The sequence below is a fragment of the Microcystis protocystis FBCC-A270 genome (genome assembly GCF_050500235.1).
Taxonomy (GTDB): Bacteria; Cyanobacteriota; Cyanobacteriia; order Cyanobacteriales; family Microcystaceae; genus Microcystis; species Microcystis ichthyoblabe_A.
On record NZ_CP191407.1, the window covers coordinates 3,573,155 to 3,594,551 of the forward strand.

Genomic DNA, 21,397 nt, shown 5'->3' on the forward strand with positions numbered 1-21,397 from the left:
ATTAGCAAAGGTTAACTTGTGCCACACAGGTGTGAGAACTGCTATAATGCTCTTCTGGGACTTTCGGAAATTCCTGACCGAATCCAGATTCTGAAACCCTTGGTTGACAAGTGATCGCTAACTTTTTTTCTAATAAAAACTCAAATTTCGGGTTTCTGTTAGTTAGCGATAGCTTGAAGGCTTACCCCATAAGAGAGCTAGAGTTTAGAGACTGTAAGACTTTTGCCAGAGTCCCAGAAGAGCTTTATACTAAATCCGGTTATTGAAAACTGATTATCTATTACCCGGATTTAGTATGAGATATTATAGAGAGGTCTCCAGAAGTCAAATCGTAATCAGGAGTTAGTATATGCAAGCAATCCTTTTAAGCCGTGAAGAAGTTGCTCAACGTGCAGAGAAACTGTACGAAAGCAGAATCCGCCAAGAGGTGGAAGTTGAAGAAAACATTGGCAAGATGGTCATCATTGACATTGAAACAGGTGACTACAAAGTTGATGAAAATGGCTTACACGCTGCTGACTTATTGAGCGAGAAACACCCCCATTCTCGGCTCTTTGGGATCAAAATTGGCTACAACGTTGCTGCCGCTGGTAATGATTCGGTAGTAGTGGCGTAGCTCTCTTGCTTACCTGGTATGAATTATGTAAAATATTTATTAATAAAAATAATTGGAACCCGATCAGTCTTTAAACCTCTAGCTTGATCATGACTTTTCTGATAAATATCTTTTTCTGGCTCCTGTCTGGCTTACTCAAATATCAGCTCTGGTAGGGTGCGTTCCCTAATGCAAGTATAGTTATGGTTTTCAGCGAATTGTGGGATGCCATGTCGCAGTAAGGTTTTTGCCTTGTGGTGATAGGCTATTCTCCCTAACGACCGTACAGCCGGCTTGCTTTTTGCTTCGGTAATATGGAATAAGATGATAAAACTCCCAATCGAACTTTCAAAACCCACTCCCCTCCGACGGCTGGCAATGGCAAAACACAAAGCCTGCTTGACCCACAGCGTGCCGAATGCCTTTGGTTAGCTATGGCTGTAGCCACTCTCTGGACGGTTATGCTGGGTGGAGAAGCGGAAAATCAATCTCCTGAACCCAATTTAGAGCAACTTCCCCCCCAACATACTGTCTTTAGTAAAACTCTCCACCTCAAACCCTTACGTCAGCTTTCTTGTTTTCTTCTGGGTTCTATTACCCTAGTTGCTGATTTACTGAAAGGTTTGTCGATTCACCTTCATCGGAAATTTTGGGTCTGAAACCCCGCCGTTCTAGGTTGGCTTTACGTTAGAATTAAAAGGCCAGTCTCGAAAACCAAGTGGACGGCGCAGCACCTTGAAAACTAGGCTTAGGGGGTTCCGACCAGAAAAGCTTGGCCGGGTAAAAAGTCGCGCGCAACAAGTACAAGAAGCTATAGGCGGTCAACGTACCGTGGGACACACGGAATCGGGCTTCTGAAATGGGGCGAAAGTCTGTGGACTCTGTGTAAGACAGTACATGGTTTTTTAACTGTGGTATGCGACGGTGGTGGAAGCAGAAACTTAAATCGTGAGGTTTAGGAATCGCCGCACTTTTAGGGCGGCGAGGATGTCAACGTTGAAGTTCTTTCCCTCTCACCCCCGTTGATGCTTTTTACTACTCCCCTTCCTCTTAGTTGTAAAATACCTACACCTGTCAGTCCCTATTGACCATCTCCTAAATCCTGAGAAGATTACCAAACAATGTTAGAATAATTCCCGTACTGTAGGCGCTTGCAGATTCTTGTGGGCGTGGCAGGGCAGGCGAAAAACGATTCCGTTAGGAATTAAACCAAAAAAGTTCCACTGGAAACAGCAGTAGATTTTATCTCACTGGGTTGACCAGTTGGCAGTTCGTCAAATTACGGATCAATACAAAATTATCATTTACAGATCTTTCTTGGTAACTTATGGCACAGCGTACACGCTTAGGTGAAATCCTTCGTCCCCTCAACTCAGAATATGGTAAAGTTTCTCCCGGTTGGGGAACTACCTTGCTGATGGGAGTGTTTATGGCTCTGTTTTTAGTCTTTTTGCTGATTATTTTACAGATCTACAACTCCTCCCTAATTTTAGAAGGATTTAATGTGGATTGGGGTCAGTAAGCAGATTCCAACAATCTTGTCGGCATTTTTGGCCGCAGAATTGTCTCTCGGACTTTAGCAGGTGGGTTATTGCCCACCGCAAGTTTTTTATTAGGAGCAAACACATGAATATTTTTGGGATTGGATTGCCAGAAATGGGGTTAATTCTCTTGATTGCCCTGCTAGTTTTCGGACCGAAGAAATTACCAGAAATCGGTCGCAGTTTAGGCAAAACTATTCGAGGATTTCAAGAAGCATCCAAGGAATTTGAAAGTGAATTTAAGCGAGAGGCCCAGCAGATTGAAGACTCGGTAAAAATCAAAGCTGAATTAGAAGAAAGTCAATCTACTAGGGATCAAACTCGTTCCAGTTGACAACTTTGTAGAGATGTAGAGTAGGTCAAATTCGAGGCTATCCGCTAGATTAACATCGAGAATGACCAAATCGAGATTAAATTGGCAGTTTTACCATAGACCTCTTGTAAAAATCAAAAATTGTTGTTAGGGTCAGGAGTCGGTCGTCGGTCGTCGGTCGTCAGGAGACAGGAGATTATTTTATTTATTCTTCCCACTTCCCCACACCCCGCACCCTACACCCCACACCCCACACCCTACCCCCACGAAAAACTTTTTCAGCAGACCCTAAGTAGGCAGAATATATCATTAGTTTGAGAATTCCCAGAAGGCAGGGAAAAAATGACTATTTCCTTGCTATAAGTATTGTAGATGTCAAGAGTGGTAAATGAATGTCTATAGTGGTATCCCCCGAACAAGTCCATCAAATCGTCAACAACCTCCATCACGATCCCTTTGAGGTTTTGGGGGCCCATCCCCTAGAAGAAGAAGGAAAAGTCAATAAATGGGTTGTTAGAGCCTATTTACCGAAAACCACGGCCGCCTGGGTTATTTTACCGTCCCAAAGACAAGAATATCCCATGACGACCGCTTATCACCCCCATTTTTTCGAGTGCGTTATCGATATCGGTGAACTGAACAATTATCAATTACGCATCCACGAGGGAGAACAGGAACGGGTAATCTATGATTCCTATGCCTTCCGTTCTGCCAAACTTAGCGATTTTGATTTACACCTGTTTGGGGAGGGCAACCATCATCGCATTTATGAAAAATTAGGGGCGCATTTAGCCGAAATCGAGGGTATTAAAGGGGTTTATTTTGCCGTTTGGGCTCCTAATGCTCGCAATGTCTCGATTATTGGTGATTTTAATAACTGGGATGGTCGTGATCACCAAATGCGGAAACGTAATAATATGGTCTGGGAATTGTTTATCCCGGAAATCGGTGTTGGCACTAAATATAAATACGAGATCAAAAATTGGGAAGGTCATATTTACGAAAAATCTGATCCCTACGGTTTTGCCCAAGAAGTACGCCCGAAAACCGCCTCGATCGTGGCCAATTTAGATAGCTATACTTGGGATGATAGCGATTGGATGGAAAAACGCCGCCATAGCGATCCTTTAACTCAACCGGTTTCCGTTTACGAATTACACCTCGGTTCTTGGCTGCACGCTTCTAGCGCCGAACCACCCCGTTTACTTTCCGGGGAAGGAGAAGCGGTTCCCGTGTCGGAATGGAACACTGGGGCCCGCTTTTTGAGTTACTACGAGTTAGCCCAAAAACTAATTCCCTACGTTAAAGAATTAGGTTACACCCATATCGAATTATTACCGATCGCCGAGCATCCTTTTGATGGTTCTTGGGGTTATCAAGTGACGGGTTATTTTGCCCCCACCAGTCGCTACGGCAATCCTGAAGATTTTATGTATTTTGTCGATCAATGTCACCAAAATGGCCTTGGTGTGCTAGTGGATTGGGTCCCCGGTCACTTCCCCAAAGATGGCCACGGGTTAGCTTTCTTTGATGGTACTCATCTTTATGAACACGGCGACCCGCGCAAAGGGGAACACAAGGAATGGGGAACCTTAATTTTTAACTACGGTCGCAACGAAGTCAGAAATTTCCTGGTGGCTAATGCCCTATTTTGGTTCGATAAGTACCATATTGACGGTATTCGAGTGGATGCGGTGGCTTCTATGCTCTATCTCGATTATTGTCGTAAAGATGGGGAATGGGTGGCCAACGAGTACGGTGGCCGGGAGAATTTAGAGGCCGCCGAATTCCTGCGTCAAGTCAATCATGTAATTTTTAGCTATTTCCCCGGAATTCTGTCAATTGCCGAAGAATCCACCGCTTGGCCGATGGTGTCCTGGCCTACCTATATGGGCGGTTTAGGCTTTAATTTGAAGTGGAATATGGGCTGGATGCACGATATGCTCGATTATTTCGGCATGGATCCCTGGTTCCGTCAATTCCATCAAAATAATGTCACTTTTAGTATGTGGTATAACCACAGCGAGAATTATATGCTGGCTTTGTCCCACGATGAAGTGGTTCACGGCAAAAGTAATATGATTGGCAAAATGCCGGGGGATGAGTGGCAAAAATTTGCCAATGTCCGGGCATTATTTAGTTATATGTTTACCCACCCCGGCAAGAAAACCATGTTTATGAGCATGGAATTTGGCCAGTGGAGTGAGTGGAATGTTTGGGGTGATTTGGAGTGGGGTCTTTTGCAGCATCAACCCCATCAACAGCTAAAACGCTTTTTCTCAGATTTGAACGCCACCTATAAGAGTGAACCTGCTTTATATACCCAGGATTTTGGTCAGGATGGCTTTGAGTGGATCGACTGTAGTGATAATAGTCATAGCGTCGTTTCTTTCCTGCGCTGGAGCAAAAATTGGCAGGAGTTTCTGGTGGTGGTCTGTAATTTTACTCCCCAACCCCACAGCCATTATCGCGTTGGTGTACCCCATCCCGGTTTTTATCAGGAAATCTTTAACAGCGATGCGGGTAAATATGGCGGTAGTAATATGGGCAACCTTGGCGGTAAATGGTCGGAGGAATGGTCCTATCATAGCCGTCCCTACTCGATCGATCTCTGTTTACCACCTTTAGGGGTTTTAGTTCTCAAAATCGGTCCTCATGCTTCTGGGGAATAGGTAAGCTTTTTTCAGTGTTGCCAAAGGCACGGCGTAGCCGTCCAGTAAACAGTAATCAGTGAACTGAAAACTAACATCTCATAACTGATAACTGAGCTGCCATTACTGTCGAGATGGCTAATACTAAATCCGTTGAGTAACGCACAGAAAACGGGTTTCTCGGAGAAACCCGTTTTCTACTCATGTAATAGGCAAAAGGATCAATAGATAATCAGTCTTTAATAACAGGATTTAGTCTGAACAGGTACAGACAAGAAAGTGCAGAAAGTGGGCATTTTCCTCTGGCGAGCATTGGAACCATAAACAGGCAAAAGTATCTGTATATTTAGTTACTAAATAAGACAGATTTGCCCTAGATGCAGACCGGGCAAAAGATGGTCAAAAACTAACCCATCAGGATCACCGTATCGATGACGTGGATCACACCATTATCCGCCTCGATATTACCCGCGACCACCGTGGCATTTTTCACCTCAAAACCTTCGCTACAATCGACGGGAATCGGTGAACCCTCTAGAGAAGTCACTACAGCCAATTTTGCCAAATCTTCCTGCATATATTTGCCCGCAGCGACGTGATAGGTGAGAATTCGGGTTAATTGGGGGATATTCTGCACTAGGGTTGTAATCGTCCCGGGGGGCAATTTGGCAAAAGCTTCGTCGGTGGGGGCAAAAACCGTGAAGGGGCCAGGACTTTTTAGGGCATCCACAAGATTAGCCGCTTGTACCGCCGTCACTAGAGTTTTAAAATTATCGGCACTGACCGCAATATCGACAATATCTGCCATAAACTTAACTCAATCCCTTAAAAAAATTATCTATTTCAGATTTTAAACTCAATCTTGTGGCTCTTCTCGACTTTGTGTGATAATTTTTGCTTATGGAATCGTGAAATGTTGACGGAGAAAGACTTTTACGACTATTTTGCCGAAGAAACTATCAGTATAGGCTTCGTTTCCACACAGAAACCAGAAGAGCCATCTTGTCCCAAAGATCACTTTACTAAATTGTGTGTCAAAAGTTGGTAAAGTAGCCTAGTCTCATAAAATAGCAACCGACATAGGCCATCCTTACCTAATGCCTTAAAACTGGGTAACTCTTGGGTGACTTTGATTTTTTTCCCGGTTTTTTCGTTGCGAGTAAAATAGGTGTGTTTTCTGGGATTTAGCCAAGAGTTCTTAAGTTTAGCCATAGTCTCAGTTTTAGCGGGTTTATTCGGGCAAATAGTCACCATTGCCTGCTGTCCTTTAGTCAAATCTTTCTTAACATTTCAAACCCTTGTAGCACAAGGCTTTCAAGACTCGGTTAACAATTTGTAATATTCCTTGTTGACACCCTTACAAAACAAAGAAAAAACTGAAATCAAGTCAGGATAAGGGTTGGAGTGCTTACTGAAAAAATTGTTAAGAAAGATGCCTATAAGGGATAGGAGGGTGTCTGATAATTTTTAACGCCTACCTACTTAACTAGGGTTTATAACTGGGAAAATCGATATAACCTTCCTTGTCAAAAGAATACCAATCCTTCATCTCAGCATCGGGATTAAGAGGCCAATTATTGGCGAATCTTTCCACCAAATCGGGATTACTGATATAGGGGCGACCGAAAGCAATTAAATCCGCATCTCCTAACTGAATAGCGGCTTCAGCAGTTTCTTTTGTATAACCGCAATTGCCGATTAAAGCACTATTAAAAACAGCCCGAAACTCGGATAAAAGCATCGGTTTACCCTTTTCATGAAAACCAAAAGCCAAGCCATCTAGCAGATGCAAATAAGCTAAATTGTACTCATTTAATCTTTGGGCAACATAGAGAAAAGTTTCTCGAAAATCCTCGGAACCCATGTCATTATAAACCCCATTGGGAGACAGACGCACCCCCACCCGATGACTGGGAAAAACAGTTAAAATTGCCTCGACTACTTCCTGTAAAAAACGATAGCGATTTGCCAAACTGCCACCGTACTTATCCTGACGCTGATTAGTAACAGATTGTAGAAAAGTATCGATTAAATAACCATTGGCCCCGTGAATTTCTATGCCATCAAACCCCGCTAATTTTGCCCTCTGAGCGGCTTGACGGTAATCGGCGACAATTGCGGCGATTTCCTCGGTTTCTAAGGCTCTAGGGGTCTCGTAGGGCTGTTTGCCGATGGGTGTATGCAACTCCCCCTTAATCTTAATTGCGGAAGGGGCAACGGGTAAAGCGCCATTTTCCTGAAAACTAGAATGAGAAGCGCGACCACAGTGCCACAATTGACAAAAAATTGGTGTTCCTTTTCTTTGGGCGATTTTTGTCACTATTTGCCATGCTTGCGCTTGTTCATCGGTGTAGATACCGGGGGTATTTTGCCAACCGTTAGCTTGGGGAGAAATTACCGTCGCTTCTGTAATCATTAATCCGGCGCTGGCCCTTTGCCGGTAATATTCGGCCATTATCTCATTAGCAAGACGTTTTTCTCCGGCTCGCGCTCGCGTCATGGGAGCAAGCACAAGACGATTTTCTAAGTTTAAATCTCCCAATTTAAATTGACTTAAAAGAGCCAGGGAAGTAGTGAAGGAAGTCATCGAATTTGCCGATAGAGAGTTTAGGTTAATTTTACCGCAGTTAGTTAAAACCAGACAATCGCACCCAAGTATGATTGACTGGCCATCTGCGAGATTGTTCCTCTGCTAAGGGAGGAGAATTAATCGGATCAACTAGCTGAATATAATTAATATTGGTCATAAATCTGACTATAATTACAAGTTATTTAATTTATTCATCATCCAAAATTAAAGAGACAGAAACTATATTTTCTGGTAGTTAAGTCATGATGGTTCGGTATAAAATAGTGTAATTACGCTTATGTTTATCTGACCAGAAATAGTCATTGTCGAGATGTCTAGTAACTGGTGTTTTACCGATCAAATAGACTTCCTAGTGACTGAAACGAAACCCTTACTATTCGGTGCTTGCGAATTTTAAGAGGGTTTTTCAGAATCAGCATTTTTTAGTAAACTTACCCAAAAATACCCAAAAGAGGCAAACAGCCTCTACATTGCATTGATAAAAATGGGAAAACAGGAGTTTTTAGCAAGCATCATTCATTTAATTGTGCTAATCTCCAAAAAATAGCTATTTTTTCATAATTTATAGCAGTTCTCACACCTGTGTGGCACAGTTAAACCTTTGCTGATTAAGCTTTTCAACCTCAACAATGTACCTTTTGTGAACAGGAAATGCTATATTTAGAACTAATTTATGAGTAAAAAAAAGTCTTGATCGACTTGGGCTTTGTGGCTAGTATGTAAAGCATCTAGCTTCTTCATTGGAGACACCTGAATGAAAGCCCTATTACTGTGGCCGCTGATGCCCAACTCCTTTTGGTCCTATCAAGAGACTTTAGATCTAGCCGGTTTAAGATCAACCAATCCGCCTCTGGGTTTAATTACGGTGGCAGCCCTGTTACCATCGGATTGGGAAATCCGGTTTGTTGATCGCAATGTCCGATTAGAAACGGCTTCCGATTGGGAGTGGTGCGATTTGGTCATCATCTCCGCCATGATCATTCAGAAAAAGGACTTTCAAGAATTGATTGCCAAAGGGTTGCAGTTGGGTAAAAAAGTGGCGGTGGGCGGGCCTTACCCCACCTCCTATCCAGAAGTTGCCCAAAAAGCTGGAGCAGATTACCTGATTCTGGATGAAGGAGAACTGACAATCCCGCTGTTCCTGGCAGCCCTGGAGCGGGGTGAACCGAGTGGTGTCTTTAGAGCCAGTGAGAAACCCGATGTCACCATGACACCGATCGCCCGCTATGATCTACTAGATCTGGATGCCTATCTGGCGATTACCGTGCAGTTTTCTCGGGGTTGCCCCTTTCAATGCGAATTTTGTGACATCATCAACCTCTATGGCCGCAAACCGCGCACCAAAACCCCAGAACAAATGTTGGCTGAGTTGGAGACGTTATATCAACTGGGCTGGAGGCGCTACATTTTTGTTGTGGATGACAACTTCATTGGCAATAAGCGGAATGCCAAGGTGTTTCTGCGGGAGTTGATCCCCTGGATGGAACAACACCAGTATCCCTTTAAACTGATTACGGAAGCTTCCCTTAATCTGGCTGAAGACAGCGAACTGATCGAGTTAATGGTCAAGGCCGGCTTTATGCTGGTGTTTATGGGGATTGAGACACCAGATACCGATAGCTTAATGGGCATTAACAAGGTTCAAAACACCCGCCAATCCCTGATCGAATCCTGTCACAAAATTACCCGCATGGGGCTGCAGATTATGTCTGGCTTCATTATCGGTTTTGACAATGAGAAACCAGGCGCAGGGCAGCGGATCAAAGATTTTATTATGGAGGCGAGTATTCCCCAGGGGCAGTTTAGCCTGCTCCAGGCACTGAAAAATACCGCCCTGTGGAATCGCCTGCAACGGGAAGGTCGTCTGGTAGATGGCATGGGCACTGTCCATCAGGGAGCCATGATGAACTTTGAGCCAACTCGCCCGGTGGAAGAGATTACCGAAGAATACATCGACGCTTTCTGGGAAATCTACGATCCTGTTAACTACCTGAAACGAACCTTCAACCATTTCATGATCATGGGGGGATGGCGCGGCAAATCGAACCGTAAATTAGATTGGCAACAGTGGCAATTGTTCCGTTCCTTGCTCTGGCGGCAGGGGATTGTCCGACCGACGCGGTTCCGTTTCTGGTGGCAACTGGCAGTGATTGCCTGGGTCAAACCCCGTCTGCTAGAAGAGTATCTAGCAACCCTAGGGATAGGTGAGCATTTTTTTGCCTATCGCTATGAAGTAAGAGAACAGTTACTAAAACAACTAGCCGATTTGAAGCAACAGAAAGCAAGGGTAGCCCAGCTGGAAAAAACGCTCAAAAGCTAGACAATAGCACCGACAAACAGTCAATGCAGACATTTTGGCGAATTTTTCTTTTGTACGATAGTTTTCCTGAGTTGAGATTCTCCCCCCTTACTTAAAGTAAGGGGGAAAAAAATCAATTGGCACGCTGTTCAACCAACAGTTGATAAGCATGATTAAAATCAGCCGTTGTAATGCGAATATCAGCCGGGTCAGTCATTCCCTGATGGCGATAACGACGAATTGCCATCAGTGCCGCTTGGTTACATAATAACGATAAATCTGCACCATTCCAGCCTTCCGTTGCCTCGGCCCAATAGCCTAAATCCACATCCTCTAAAGGACGTTCATCATTATGGACTCCGAGAATTGCTAAACGACTAGAGGCATTGGGTAAATCAACTTTTAACTGTAAATCTAACCGTCCCGCTCGCAATAAGGCTGGATCTAAGGCATCTGGGCGATTAGTGGCTCCAATCACTAAAATCGTTGCCGCCGTTTGCAACCCATCTAACTCCGTGAGGATTTGTCCCACAACCCGGTCACTCACTCCTGAATCTCCACTATAACGACCTCTTGCCGGTGCTAAAGTATCAATTTCATCAATAAAAACCACACAAGGGGCTGCCTGACGAGCTTTGGCAAACAACTCACGCACCGCTTGTTCGCTCGCCCCCACCCATTTACTCAAAAGCTCAGGTCCATTAATACTGATAAAATTAGCTCGCGCCTGAGATGCAACCGCTTTGGCCAATAAGGTTTTTCCCGTTCCGGGGGGACCCCAAAGTAAAATACCTTTGGGAGCTTGGGCTTTGGTTTGCGTATATAATTGCGGATGGAGTAATGCCCCTTCCACGGACTCCTGTAGGGTTTGTTTAATCTGTTCAAGTCCGCCAATATTGTCCCAGGCCACATGGGGAGATTCCACCTCCACAGAGCGCAATACCGCCGGTTTAACTTCTTTAAGGGCTTGCAAAAAGTCGGCTTGGACTACCGTCATTGTTTCTGGAATTCGCGAGTCAATCGTAGGAACCTGGCGCCGCAAAGCACTATAGGCCGCTTTCTGGCAAACGGCTTTTAAATCTGACCCGACAAATCCCACCGCGTTATCGGCAATCAGATCTAAGGAAACTGATTCATCTAGGGGCATGGAACGGGTGAGAATTTGCAGGATTTCTAAACGGCCCTTGCGGTCAGGCACCCGAAAGAGGACTTCTCGGTCAAACCGTCCAGGGCGACGGAGGGCAGGGTCAAGATGGTCGGGACGGTTTGTCGCCGCTAGAACAATCACCCCCTGGCTTTGGGCAAAGCCATCCATTAAACCCAACAATTGGGCTACCAGTCTTTTTTCTACTTCCCCTTCAACTTTACTGCGATCGGGTGCCATGCTATCAATTTCGTCAATAAAAACGATACAAGGCGCATTCTTACTGGCTTTCTCAAAAATTCCCCGCAGTTTTTGCTCAGCCTCCCCATAATATTTGCTGATCACCTCTGGTCCGACTAAGGCAATATAGTTAACACCGAGTTCTTCGGCCAAAGCACGGGCGGTCAGGGTTTTACCGGTTCCAGGGGGCCCGACTAAGAGAACGCCGCGAGTGGGTTCAAGTCCTAACTTGGCCAATAAGTCGGGGCGCTTCAGGGGAATGGCAATTAGTTCCTTGAGTTCTTTAATCACTTCCGTCAAGCCACCAACATCCTTCAGGGAAGCCGTGGTCGGTCCTTCGGGCGGTGTCACACTGTCTTCAACCCCTGAATCGGTGGGGGTATCGCGATTGCGATTAACCTCAAAATCATCCCCACCAGAATTGCTCGGGCGAGAAACTCCCCCTGAACGGGGAATACCGCCAGCACGGGGGATGTTACTCAAGGGACGAGAGTTAAACTGCACTTCGGTTTTAATTTCCCCTTTTTCCAGTTTTTCCTCTAAGGTTTTAGCCAGTTCGACTAATTGCTCAAAGCCTTTGAATAGTTCTACCATAAAATTTCTCCTGAGTCAAGTGAAGGATGGGGACTGGGTAATAGATGGGGTTAAGAAGTCCGACTTTAAAGACTAATTACCTTTAAAATAACAGATCTGCCGCGGCTTTGACCCGGGCTAGAGGTTCTACAGACCGAGGTAAACTGGGTAAGCGGATCAAAGTTTGATCTGGGAATAAATCCCGATCAATTTCCTCATTAGCATGATAACGATTCTGCACGACGTAACGTTGATAGACTCCCTTTTTTTTCAAAGATGCTGTCAATCGCAGTTGTTCGGCAACGATGGCATCTTGGGCTTGCAAAACTCCAATAAATTCTGTATGTTGGGGGTCTTTGAGTTTTTCCTGGGCAGACATCACCTGTTGTCTTAAGATTCGCAATCGTCCCATTAAATCTACACGCCCTAAGACATCTTTATACTTCATCCAAAGCTTAAAAATCCAACTTAACCAATCTCCTAAAGCCGTTGGCATTTCTAAAAATCGCAGGAGATGACCGGTAGGAGCCGTATCTAAAATAATCAAATCTTGTTGTTTCTGGTCTAATAACTCCATTACTTTTACTAGGGACAACATTTCATCAATTCCTGGCAGAGATTGAGCGACAATTTGCCGCCAAGCTTCTGGAGTATAAGCTAGTTTGATGTTCCCCTCTTCCTTACCTTCTCCACTAATCATTTCTGCCAGTTCCCATAAATAATCATCCCGAAATTTTTCTAAAATGATATTAGCATCAACTTCTTGACCACTTAAATTAGCAGTTAATTGTGTGGATTGATGTCCTAACTTTGTCCCAAAGGCATCTCCCAAAGAATGAGCCGGATCAATAGAAATAATTCTAATTTTTTGCTCGGGATGACGATTAGCTAAGGCCCAACCAATAGCTGCGGCAACGGTGGTTTTTCCCACTCCCCCCTTGCCACCAATGATAATGAGTTGGCGTTTGTCGTCAATAAAATCACTAAAACTCGGCAGAATTTTTTGCGGCCATTGAATAGGAGGCGGGGCCATAAATTCTACTTTTTCGATAATTTCAATTTGACTCATGATCTGATCTAATGCTTCACCTCCTAGGGGTTCTTTTGCCTGTTGGGGCAGGGTGAAAATTGTCTCTTGACCTGGAATTTTTAGGAATTTATCGAGGAGTTGCTGTTGCTCACTGTAGCGATCTAAATTTTGATTAGGATCCGTTAGAATGCGATTAATAAATAATCTGCCGCAGGGAATATTTAAGTGATGCAAACTATTGAGTAATCGTTCGGTTTCTAATAAACTCATCGGTTCGGCAATTGCCACAATTAAACAAAGGGTAAAATCCCGATCTTGTAGGATTCGTTTGCCTTCGGTTAATTCTGCTTGTGTTTTGACTAAAAAGTCATCCACATCATCGGCATTGTAGGTTTTTGCAAAAGTTTGCGAAATAACACGATGTTTTTCTTGAAACAACTCTAAAGAATTTAAAATAATCTCTAAAAAGTCTTTAATCCCCAATAAATTCAAGGTATGACCAGAGGGAGCCATATCAACAACAATTCGATCTACAACATTCTCTATTAGTAATCGTTGAATTTCTAATAGACCCATGATTTCATCTAAACCTGGCCAGTCTAAATCCCAAACAGGAGTTAAATCTTCTCCTTCAACAAAACTGCCCCGTTCTACTAAAAGTTCTAAAAATTTTCCGTATTTTTCTTTAAATTCTAAGAGCAATTTTTCCGCATCTAATGCCCTAACTTTTAAGTTGGGTAAGTCTTTTACAGGTGATGCTTGATCGCTAACTTCTGTTTGCAATACATCCCCTAAAGAATGAGCAGGATCGGTTGAGATTAACAGTATTTGTTCCTCGGGAAATAATTTAGCCCAACGGCGAGCAAATCCACAGGAAAGGGTGGTTTTTCCCACTCCTCCTTTGCCACTAAACATAACTAAATGTCGAGTGTCATAGCAACTTAGAGCGTTATTTACCAAGTTAAAGTTAGTCATAGAGAAATCAAGTTAAGTAAAGTGATAGGGGGGAGAAACTTGTCCTAATTGTAATTGCCAACGGGGGCAGGCTTTCTGCCAATGCAAGACTTGCTCGATTAGTAAAGGTTCTTCTTGAAAATTAACTAAAAGATAAATTCGTGATTCTGTCCCCGGAGCAGTAATAATCCTAGTTGACGGATAGCTTTGGGTCACTAAATGCCCGAGATTCTGCCATTCTGAACCTTGCAAAGTATAAAAATCTTGTTGGGCTTCATAAAGCTGTTTTTTGGCTAAAAAATATTGTCTGCCCTTGCTTTCAGAAGAGAGTACAGGCTCCTCTGGCTTACGGGGAATACATTTTAAAAGATATTCTCCTTTTCCCTCAAGTTCTTCAATTTTTTCTTGATATTCTTGGGCATGAGAACAAAGATGAGTCAGTAAATTTTCTGCCTCTAAAAAAGATGTGCCAAAACGTAAGGGTAAAATAGTGGTTTGTTGAAATAGTTCACAGATAACTCGATCATGACATAAAACCGATTGAATCAAGCGTTCATCATCATTTTGTAAAGTGTCTAAACCAACTTCGGGTTCGACTACGGCCGAGAGAGAGCCAACAGTTATCAGTAACAATGGGTTAGCCATTCCAACGGGTAATTTTAGGCTTTCTATGGGGGTTTTCAAAAAAGCGTAAGTATATAGATTGTACAATTTCATAGGGTTTACCAAAAGAAAATTGACGATTTTTTACAAATTTTTATATTGGGGCGTTGATATGCTAGAATATTCTAAGTTATTCAGGGATTGTTATGACAACCACTCGTCCACCCAGACCAATTAGATCTAAAATTAGCACCATGCCTCGGAAACAATCTGAAGCAGATCACCAACTTGAGCTTTATAAGTTAATTACTGAAAAACAACGTATCCAAGAAAAATTAGAAATGATGGAGCGGCAGCTTCAGCAATTAAAAAATCGTCTCACGTTTGTGACAGAGCAAATTGAGACTACAGAACAAAGTATTCAAAATTTGCGTACAGCCAACCCTCCTAGTGTAGCTAAAAAACCTGATTCCCCCAAAACTGTTGCTCACTCCTCTAATAATTCCAGTAATTTCCAAACTTTTTACCTAGAATATTAAGGCTTAACCAAGGGCTAGTTCTGACCAAGCTTCAACGAGTTCTCCAGCTTGTCAAATCCGCCCTTACTAAGCTTACAATCTGTGATTTTGTTCATGATCTATGTGGTGGGAAATATTGCAAGTTTAGAGAGAAGATTCAGATTCGTTTTCTGCCTCTTCTTCTTCTAAGGCTTGAATTTTTAATAAAAGTTCTTCCTCCTGAATTTCAAACTCCTCCTCAGAAATGTTGCCCATATCGTAAGATAGTTGTAAGGATAATAACAATTTGTGCAAATTTTCCGCCTCATCATATTCTATATCTGCACGCTCTTGAATTTTCTCCCCAATCCAGATCAGACCCCCAATAGGACCGGTAACAGGAAGAAATAAAAGATCGAGAAACATAACTAATACTCTCCTTAGACAAGTTGGGCAAAGGTATAGGGTGCGGTTAAATTGTTATAGCGAATTCTTAGGCGATCACCAAACTGCTGATCTATCGCTTCAACGTTTTGGCTAAATTCCGGCTCTTGCTCCCAGGGAATTAAATAAGCTGCATTGTAAATCATGTCATCCGTCATCGGATCGCTTTCAATCACCTCTTGGGCGCGATGATTTAATTGGTCTCTAAAGACTTGAATAATGTCTTGTTTCCGTTGCAATACAGTAGCTTCAATGAGTTGACCTATATGGATAATTTCTTCCATATTTAAGTTTTTCCCCATCATCGCATCCCGTTCTTGTTTTAACTTAGGATTAGACTCCAAAGCCGCTTGTAATTCCCACTTATTATCCCAAAAAATCTTAATGCTAACCTCTCGTTGTCCTGACAGTTTAGCAAATAATTCTTTCAGTTGGGTTTTATAGGGAGTAATTAGTTGTTCGGTGACGGATTCCCAGGTTTTGATAACTAAGCCAAACCGCAGGGGCAACAACGTTGTAAACCCTGCTTCCATGACAGTTTCTAATACTTTTTCATGGCAAATTAAATAGCGACGGGATGCCAAATACTTCTCTTTATGAGCAGCGGAGTAGAGAAAACTAAAACCATCAATCATCTCACTGTGAACCGGCTCATTATCAATCCCTTGCAAAACCAGTCCGTCAGGAACTGGTTCGGGAAATATGCCATACAAATAAAGACCCACTGTCATCAGTATTCTCCCAAATTAAACCGGCTGAGAAGTTAAAACCAAACGAAGCTTGAGGTGAATTAGATCTAGTTGAGCTAAACCCAGATCAACATTTCCTTCCACAACAACTCCTGTATTGAGAAGTCTATCCACTAATTCTAACACAGAGGGCTTAACACCCTCCTTTCCGGGATAATAACTCCCTGCTTCCGGTAAAAGAGTGCCAAACTCTCCTAGGTGGACATTTAACTCTTCTGGCTCAACCTCAAAAATTTCACACAAATGGAGAACTTGTTCTTGCAATTTTTGGATACTTTCTGCAGCTCTATCTAAATCAGACTCACTGAGAACCCCTTTTTCCATTCGGCGAATGATTTGGGCTTCGAGCAATTGGCGTACCAGTTCCACAACAGTTAACAGTAAAGGGGCTAAACCAGCTTGGCTATTACTTTCTGGAGGGGTCAGCAAGGCTTGATTATCAGAATCGTAAGGTGTGCAAGCAAGGGTCATGGTTGGAGTTGGTAAATGAGGAGTTCTTAAGGGTGAGTCTCTAGTGGGAGGCTTGGCCAAGAAATTTTATCTGAGGGAAAAAACGATGTAACCAAGCAATGTCAACTTCCCGCTGCCCTGTGAAGATTCTGGTGACGAATTTACCCGACAGGAGGAATGTGCTTGATTATTTTAACTGGTATCATGGCCCTCGATTGCCTCCGATTAGGGTAGGGATTTTAAGGCTTGAAGTTCAGCTGCCGGGGTTTCTGTTAATAAGGCTTGGGATTGGCTACAGAGATAGGAGCCGCTTTCCCAGCCATTAATTGCCATCTCCCTTGCTCTATCAACAGAGGCAATCGTTAACTACTGTAAACTTCTTGACCGTTTGAGGATTCAGTTGAGGAATTTCAATATATATGAGGAATGTGATTGATCGTTGGGACTGCCATCACGTCTCTCCACTACACTCCATTTAGTTAAGGATTTTAAGGTTTGAAGTCGGCGTGAAAGTTCCAGGTTTTCCGCGAATAAAGCTTGGCATTGGCTAGGGAGGTAGGGATAACCTTGCAAGCCGTTAACCGCCGTTTCCCTGGCCTTATCAAGGGGGGCAATCGTCTCGTGTAAATTTCCTAACCTTTGAGGATTCAGGTGAGGAATTTCACGCATCTGAGGAATGTGCTTCATCGTTCGGACTGGTATCATGGCTCTCCGTTGCACTCAATTGGTTTAAGGATTTTAGGGTTTCAAGCTCAGTTTCCAGGGTTTGGAGTCGGAGCGAAAGTTCCCGATTTTCTGCTAGTAAAGCTTGGGATTGGCTATGGAGGTAGGGGTCTCCTTCCCACCAGTTGATCCCCATTTCCCTGGCTTTATCAACAGAGGCAATTAACAAACGAATGCGGATATTTATAAGTTCAGTGGAGGCGATCGAAACGGAAATATCGCCGGCAATTACAATTCCTTTATCTAAAACTCGTTCGAGTATATCCGCTAAACTCGAACCTTGAGTTGCTGTTTTTAGGGAGTTGCTTGACTGGTTTTTGAGCGAGCCAGCAAAAGTGGAAGAAGTCACGGTTGGTTTCACTCAATAAGAGTATAAAATTAGTCTTTTCGCTGGGGCAAGTTGCCTCGCAGTAAAGATTGAATGGCTTTTAACGATTGATTTCCTGTCGAAGGCTCAGGAGTTGACGCTTGGGCATCGGAAGGCTCCGTTTCCTCTATAAAGGATAAGGATTCTAACGGATTGTCCTCGAGGATTTCCCATAAAATCGCTCTTGACTTATCAACAGATAAATTGGTGCGGGACAACAGAACATCGGCGCATATATCACGGAAGTCCGAGTCAGAGGAATCGGCCGCAATATCGTGAGAGGCGCAGACTTTAGCAATCATTAAACAAGAGCGCAAACCCGACGTTTTTTCAGTCCCAGTTTTCACCCGGAAGGTTTTGACAAGGTTGACAATAAATAAAGCATCTTCTCGACCAATTCCCGTTTTTTGAGCAAGAATTTCTGTCTGAGTTAGTTGGTCTGGTTCAGGCATATTGATAGTTACCAACCGATCCATTAAAGCATCTTGGGTGGCATGAACCCCACAGTATTCTTCTGGGTTGGAGGTGAAAATTGCCCGAAACTGAGAATTGACTTGTAGGTAATCGGGTTGATGGCTAGTGGGGGGCAGGGTGAGAATTTTTTCTTCCAAGGCAGAGAGTAAAACGTTGTTGACCTCAGGCCGAGAACGATTGAACTCATCATAAACTAGGGTAAACCCTTCTCGACAGGCCATTGTTAACCGAGAATCCACCCAATTGTGTTTTAGCTCGTCTTCAACCTTGAGAACGCTGTGGATATAGTTATCCATCAGTTTTTTATGGGTGTAGCCAGACTGGCTACCAATTAAATCGGAACTGGTAAAGTCATCATCGCCAAAGATTAGCATCACAGGTCTGGCTAAACAATTGGCCAGGTGCATTGCCAAGGTGGTTTTTCCCGTTCCTGCCGGACCACATAGATGGATGGAAAAACCAGCGTTTAGATAACGTAAGGCGCGAGTGGCAACTTGATCAATCGAAGGCGTAACAACAAATTGACCGGGGCGGAGGCTGAGGACGGATCTTCTTGTTTGAGTTTCAGTAAATGTCATAGTTGAAGTCTAGTAAATACCATTGATAATCCCCGCCTTGAGCGGACGGGTATTCTTGAGCTAACAATTGCCCGTTCAAATCTACCCTCAATAACCGATTAGGCAAAATCGTCTTCGGCTTTTAAGGCTTACCTCATAATATATAATATCCCAAAAGATCAGGAAGTGTCATCAATTACCTCTAGAACCTTGATTCTGAAGGTGTTTTTAGGATATTCATCAGTCAAGGGGCTAAGGGGCTACAATTCTTGTATAGATTACTTTTCAAGACTTAAACAATGAAAAGCCCAGATACAGTCCTTTTCCCTTACCTCCTTTGTCAATAAAAAACTACTAATCACGACATTAACTATAGACTGAGTGAAGCTTTATCATACTTTTTAGTTTACCAGAGACCTAGAGCGGACTAAATGGGAACCCAACACTACTAGGTTGAGTCTAGGGACTTAGAAAAGCAGGATCAGCATGGTAGGTTGAAAACCAAAGGCTTATTGTTTTATTCTCAGATAGTCCTCTAGTTTAGCCAGGAAAAGGGACTAGAGGGTTTTAACTCTAGCCCTAGGCTTAAGTGGGTTGGAATTAACCTAGAGATTTATTTGCCAAAAACGTAGATAGACAAATCTTGACGAAATTGACGCAATTCGTCTTTTAGCTGTTTCGCTTCAGCTAAACGTCGTTCTTGAAATTGACTTAAATCATCCTTCACCTGTTTGGCTCGATCTAGATGAAGTTGGCGTAATTCGTCCTCTAGCTGCTTCGCTGCCGCTAAACGCTGTTCTTGGAATTGACTTAAATCCTCTTTCAGCTGTTTAGCTCGATCTAGATGCTGTTGACGTAAGTCGTTCGCCAACTGTTTCGCTTCAGCTAAACGTTGTTCTTGGAATTGACTTAAATCCTCTTTCAGCTGTTTGGCTCGATCTAGACGCTGTTGCCGTAAGTCGTTGTCTAGCTGTTTCGCTGCCGCTAAACGTTGTTCTTGAAATTGACGTAAATCCTCTTTTTGCTTTTCCGCTTGAGCTAAACGCTGTTTTTGGGTAGCTGTTAAAAACAAGTGGCTTTCCTGTTGAACTTTTTGGAAAGACTGACGCAAGGCAGTTGCCTGTTCTTGCGCTTGTTTTTGTCTTTCAGTTTTAACATCCGACAAAAAAGCTTGGACTTCTTGCGAGAGTTTAGCTACCTCTCCAGCAATCGATAAACGCTCCTGGCGGAACTTTTCGATGAGAGCAGGCATGGGGTTGTCCTCAATTACTAAATACTATGGAATGGATTAGACCCAATCACCCGCTAGGAAAACCTTCACGGGGACTGGGGGGAGAGACAGTAGAGTCCGACTTTTCTTATCACCCCAAAGTTGAGATAGTGAACTACCCTATCAATTATAGACTATTGCGCCCCAAGAGAGGGGTAACTAAACTCAATAGGGATTAAAGAAAAGCCGAGAATCTAGAAAACCTGGTCGGGTTTTAACTGAGCAGATAGGAGAATCTGGGATCAATCCTTAAGCAGGAACCGCTGCAGATTGAGTCAGACCAACTGCTTCAGCATATTTGAGGTAGGTTTCAACCGAAGCGATAACTACACGAGCTTCAATCGCTAATAATTCGATTCCGACGAGAGATACGCGAGCCCAAGCATCAATAACGATACCTTTGTCAAGGATACGATCGATAACTTCAGCTAAGCTAGAGGAAGAGTTGGTTTTTTCGACTGCCATGGTAATAGACCTTGTTTGTTAGTTGTATAGAAAGTGTACAGTGCTGATCCCAAAGTTGATATATCGAGCTACCGCATCTCAGGGGCGCGGCTTCCTAGCCCAAGAATGACCTTCTATTCCGAAAAATAGTGAGTCTCACACTCTGGTGATAGGGGGTAAACCTAGCTACAAAGGACAAAATCACGTTTGCCGTGCCAACCTTGTCAATCATAGAACACTACGCCCCAAGAGAGGGGTAACTGGACTCAATAGGGATTTAAAGAAAATCAGAGGATCTGGAAAACCCAGTCGGGTTTTCACTCAGCAGATAGGAGAATCTGGGATCAATCCTTAAGCAGGAACTGCTGCAGATTGAGTCAGACCAACAGCTTCAGCATATTTGAGGTAGGTTTCAACAGAAGCGATAACTACACGAGCTTCAATCGCTAATAATTCGATTCCGACGAGAGATACGCGAGCCCAAGCATCAATAACGATACCTTTGTCAAGGATACGATCAATAACTTCAGCTAAGCTAGAGGAAGAGTTGGTTTTTTCGACTGCCATGTTAATAGACCTTTTTGTTGTTTGTATAGAAAGTTTACAGTGCTGATCCCGAAATTGATACATCAAACTACCGCATCTCAGGGGCGCGGCTTCCACACCAAAAATGACTTTCTATTCCGAAAAATAGTGAGTCTCACACTTTGGTGATAGGGGGTAAACCTAGCTACAAAGGACAAAATCACGTTTACAAAAATAATTTGTATGGGTCTAGCTTTGTTTTCGCTATCCGTTGCCGTGTCAACTTGATCAGTTATAGACTATTGCGCCCCAAGAGAGGGGTAACTAAACTCAATAGGGATCAAAGAAAAGCTAAGAATTTGGA

Annotated in this window: 22 protein-coding genes; 8 read left to right on the forward strand and 14 right to left on the reverse strand. The window is 43.3% G+C overall.

The features are described 5' to 3' along the window. Positions 1-349 precede the first annotated feature (349 nt). From ACQY1X_RS17365 to glgB, 5 genes are all read left to right on the forward strand, one after another. Complete coding sequence (locus tag ACQY1X_RS17365; RefSeq protein ID WP_002737355.1) at positions 350-616, forward strand: hypothetical protein; 267 nt, start codon at positions 350-352, stop codon at positions 614-616. Positions 617-1,029: 413 nt separating this feature from the next. Then, positions 1,030-1,254 (forward strand): hypothetical protein, encoded by a 225-nt coding sequence (locus ACQY1X_RS17370; protein ID WP_002736478.1) that lies wholly within the window; start codon positions 1,030-1,032, stop codon positions 1,252-1,254. Between the two features lie 668 nt (positions 1,255-1,922). Further along, complete coding sequence (psbH, locus tag ACQY1X_RS17375) at positions 1,923-2,117, forward strand: photosystem II reaction center phosphoprotein PsbH (protein WP_002736544.1); 195 nt, start codon at positions 1,923-1,925, stop codon at positions 2,115-2,117. Between the two features lie 104 nt (positions 2,118-2,221). Then, positions 2,222-2,470: a TatA/E family twin arginine-targeting protein translocase gene (locus ACQY1X_RS17380; RefSeq protein ID WP_002735474.1), complete on the forward strand. Its 249-nt coding sequence runs from the start codon at positions 2,222-2,224 to the stop codon at positions 2,468-2,470. Between the two features lie 371 nt (positions 2,471-2,841). Continuing rightward, complete coding sequence (gene glgB, locus ACQY1X_RS17385; RefSeq protein ID WP_002737827.1) at positions 2,842-5,121, forward strand: 1,4-alpha-glucan branching enzyme; 2,280 nt, start codon at positions 2,842-2,844, stop codon at positions 5,119-5,121. 385 nt (positions 5,122-5,506) lie between these two features. Here the strand turns inward: glgB and ACQY1X_RS17390 are convergent, their stop codons facing one another. Further along, positions 5,507-5,908, reverse strand: coding sequence for a fasciclin domain-containing protein (locus ACQY1X_RS17390; RefSeq protein WP_002736196.1), 402 nt, complete (start codon positions 5,906-5,908; stop codon positions 5,507-5,509). 54 nt (positions 5,909-5,962) lie between these two features. Here ACQY1X_RS17390 and ACQY1X_RS17395 point away from each other — a divergent pair, with 54 nt between their 5' ends. Further along, positions 5,963-6,148, forward strand: coding sequence for a hypothetical protein (locus tag ACQY1X_RS17395; protein WP_002747899.1), 186 nt, complete (start codon positions 5,963-5,965; stop codon positions 6,146-6,148). A 438-nt stretch (positions 6,149-6,586) separates the two neighbouring features. Here the strand turns inward: ACQY1X_RS17395 and ACQY1X_RS17400 are convergent, their stop codons facing one another. Continuing rightward, complete coding sequence (locus ACQY1X_RS17400; protein ID WP_430013224.1) at positions 6,587-7,687, reverse strand: alkene reductase; 1,101 nt, start codon at positions 7,685-7,687, stop codon at positions 6,587-6,589. A gap of 757 nt (positions 7,688-8,444) precedes the next feature. Here ACQY1X_RS17400 and ACQY1X_RS17405 point away from each other — a divergent pair. Further along, on the forward strand, positions 8,445-10,010 hold the full coding sequence (locus ACQY1X_RS17405; protein WP_002737603.1) for a B12-binding domain-containing radical SAM protein: 1,566 nt from the start codon (positions 8,445-8,447) through the stop codon (positions 10,008-10,010). Positions 10,011-10,122: 112 nt separating this feature from the next. Here ACQY1X_RS17405 and ACQY1X_RS17410 read toward each other — a convergent pair whose 3' ends face one another. The 3 genes from ACQY1X_RS17410 to ACQY1X_RS17420 form a co-directional block, all read right to left on the reverse strand. Further along, on the reverse strand, positions 10,123-11,967 hold the full coding sequence (locus ACQY1X_RS17410) for an AAA family ATPase (RefSeq protein WP_430014943.1): 1,845 nt from the start codon (positions 11,965-11,967) through the stop codon (positions 10,123-10,125). A gap of 82 nt (positions 11,968-12,049) precedes the next feature. After that, positions 12,050-13,951 carry an ArsA family ATPase gene (locus tag ACQY1X_RS17415; RefSeq protein WP_080601638.1) on the reverse strand — a complete coding sequence of 634 codons (1,902 nt, stop codon included), beginning with the start codon at positions 13,949-13,951 and terminating at the stop codon, positions 12,050-12,052. Positions 13,952-13,963: 12 nt separating this feature from the next. Further along, positions 13,964-14,647 carry a GvpL/GvpF family gas vesicle protein gene (locus ACQY1X_RS17420; protein ID WP_002735492.1) on the reverse strand — a complete coding sequence of 228 codons (684 nt, stop codon included), beginning with the start codon at positions 14,645-14,647 and terminating at the stop codon, positions 13,964-13,966. A gap of 92 nt (positions 14,648-14,739) precedes the next feature. On the opposite strand from ACQY1X_RS17420, the gene ACQY1X_RS17425 reads away from it, so the two are divergent. Continuing rightward, the gene (locus tag ACQY1X_RS17425) at positions 14,740-15,072 is read left to right on the forward strand and encodes a gas vesicle protein (protein ID WP_002755304.1); all 333 of its coding nucleotides are present in this window, start codon (positions 14,740-14,742) and stop codon (positions 15,070-15,072) included. A gap of 123 nt (positions 15,073-15,195) precedes the next feature. On the opposite strand, the gene ACQY1X_RS17430 is transcribed toward ACQY1X_RS17425, so the two are convergent. The 9 genes from ACQY1X_RS17430 to gvpA (ACQY1X_RS17470) all read right to left on the reverse strand — a co-directional run bounded on the left by ACQY1X_RS17430 (position 15,196) and on the right by gvpA (ACQY1X_RS17470) (position 21,075). Continuing rightward, entirely contained in the window at positions 15,196-15,456 is a 261-nt protein-coding gene (locus ACQY1X_RS17430) for a gas vesicle protein GvpG (protein WP_002736124.1), read from the reverse strand. 14 nt (positions 15,457-15,470) lie between these two features. After that, positions 15,471-16,205, reverse strand: a complete 735-nt coding sequence (locus tag ACQY1X_RS17435; protein ID WP_110578359.1) for a GvpL/GvpF family gas vesicle protein — start codon at positions 16,203-16,205, stop codon at positions 15,471-15,473. A gap of 15 nt (positions 16,206-16,220) precedes the next feature. After that, positions 16,221-16,694 (reverse strand): gas vesicle protein K, encoded by a 474-nt coding sequence (locus ACQY1X_RS17440; protein ID WP_002755316.1) that lies wholly within the window; start codon positions 16,692-16,694, stop codon positions 16,221-16,223. A 375-nt stretch (positions 16,695-17,069) separates the two neighbouring features. Then, complete coding sequence (locus ACQY1X_RS17445) at positions 17,070-17,378, reverse strand: gas vesicle protein (protein WP_430014944.1); 309 nt, start codon at positions 17,376-17,378, stop codon at positions 17,070-17,072. Then, the gene (locus tag ACQY1X_RS17450) at positions 17,335-17,745 is read right to left on the reverse strand and encodes a gas vesicle protein (RefSeq protein ID WP_002738199.1); all 411 of its coding nucleotides are present in this window, start codon (positions 17,743-17,745) and stop codon (positions 17,335-17,337) included. Before ACQY1X_RS17450 ends, ACQY1X_RS17445 begins: the two co-directional genes overlap by 44 nt. A gap of 29 nt (positions 17,746-17,774) precedes the next feature. Further along, positions 17,775-18,815 carry a gas vesicle protein GvpN gene (gene gvpN, locus ACQY1X_RS17455; protein ID WP_069475168.1) on the reverse strand — a complete coding sequence of 347 codons (1,041 nt, stop codon included), beginning with the start codon at positions 18,813-18,815 and terminating at the stop codon, positions 17,775-17,777. Between the two features lie 592 nt (positions 18,816-19,407). Next, entirely contained in the window at positions 19,408-20,046 is a 639-nt protein-coding gene (gene gvpC / locus ACQY1X_RS17460) for a gas vesicle protein GvpC (protein WP_002736872.1), read from the reverse strand. A gap of 267 nt (positions 20,047-20,313) precedes the next feature. Continuing rightward, positions 20,314-20,529, reverse strand: a complete 216-nt coding sequence (gvpA, locus tag ACQY1X_RS17465; RefSeq protein ID WP_002735503.1) for a gas vesicle structural protein GvpA — start codon at positions 20,527-20,529, stop codon at positions 20,314-20,316. A gap of 330 nt (positions 20,530-20,859) precedes the next feature. Beyond that, positions 20,860-21,075, reverse strand: coding sequence for a gas vesicle structural protein GvpA (gene gvpA, locus ACQY1X_RS17470; protein ID WP_002735503.1), 216 nt, complete (start codon positions 21,073-21,075; stop codon positions 20,860-20,862). Positions 21,076-21,397: the final 322 nt, after the last annotated feature.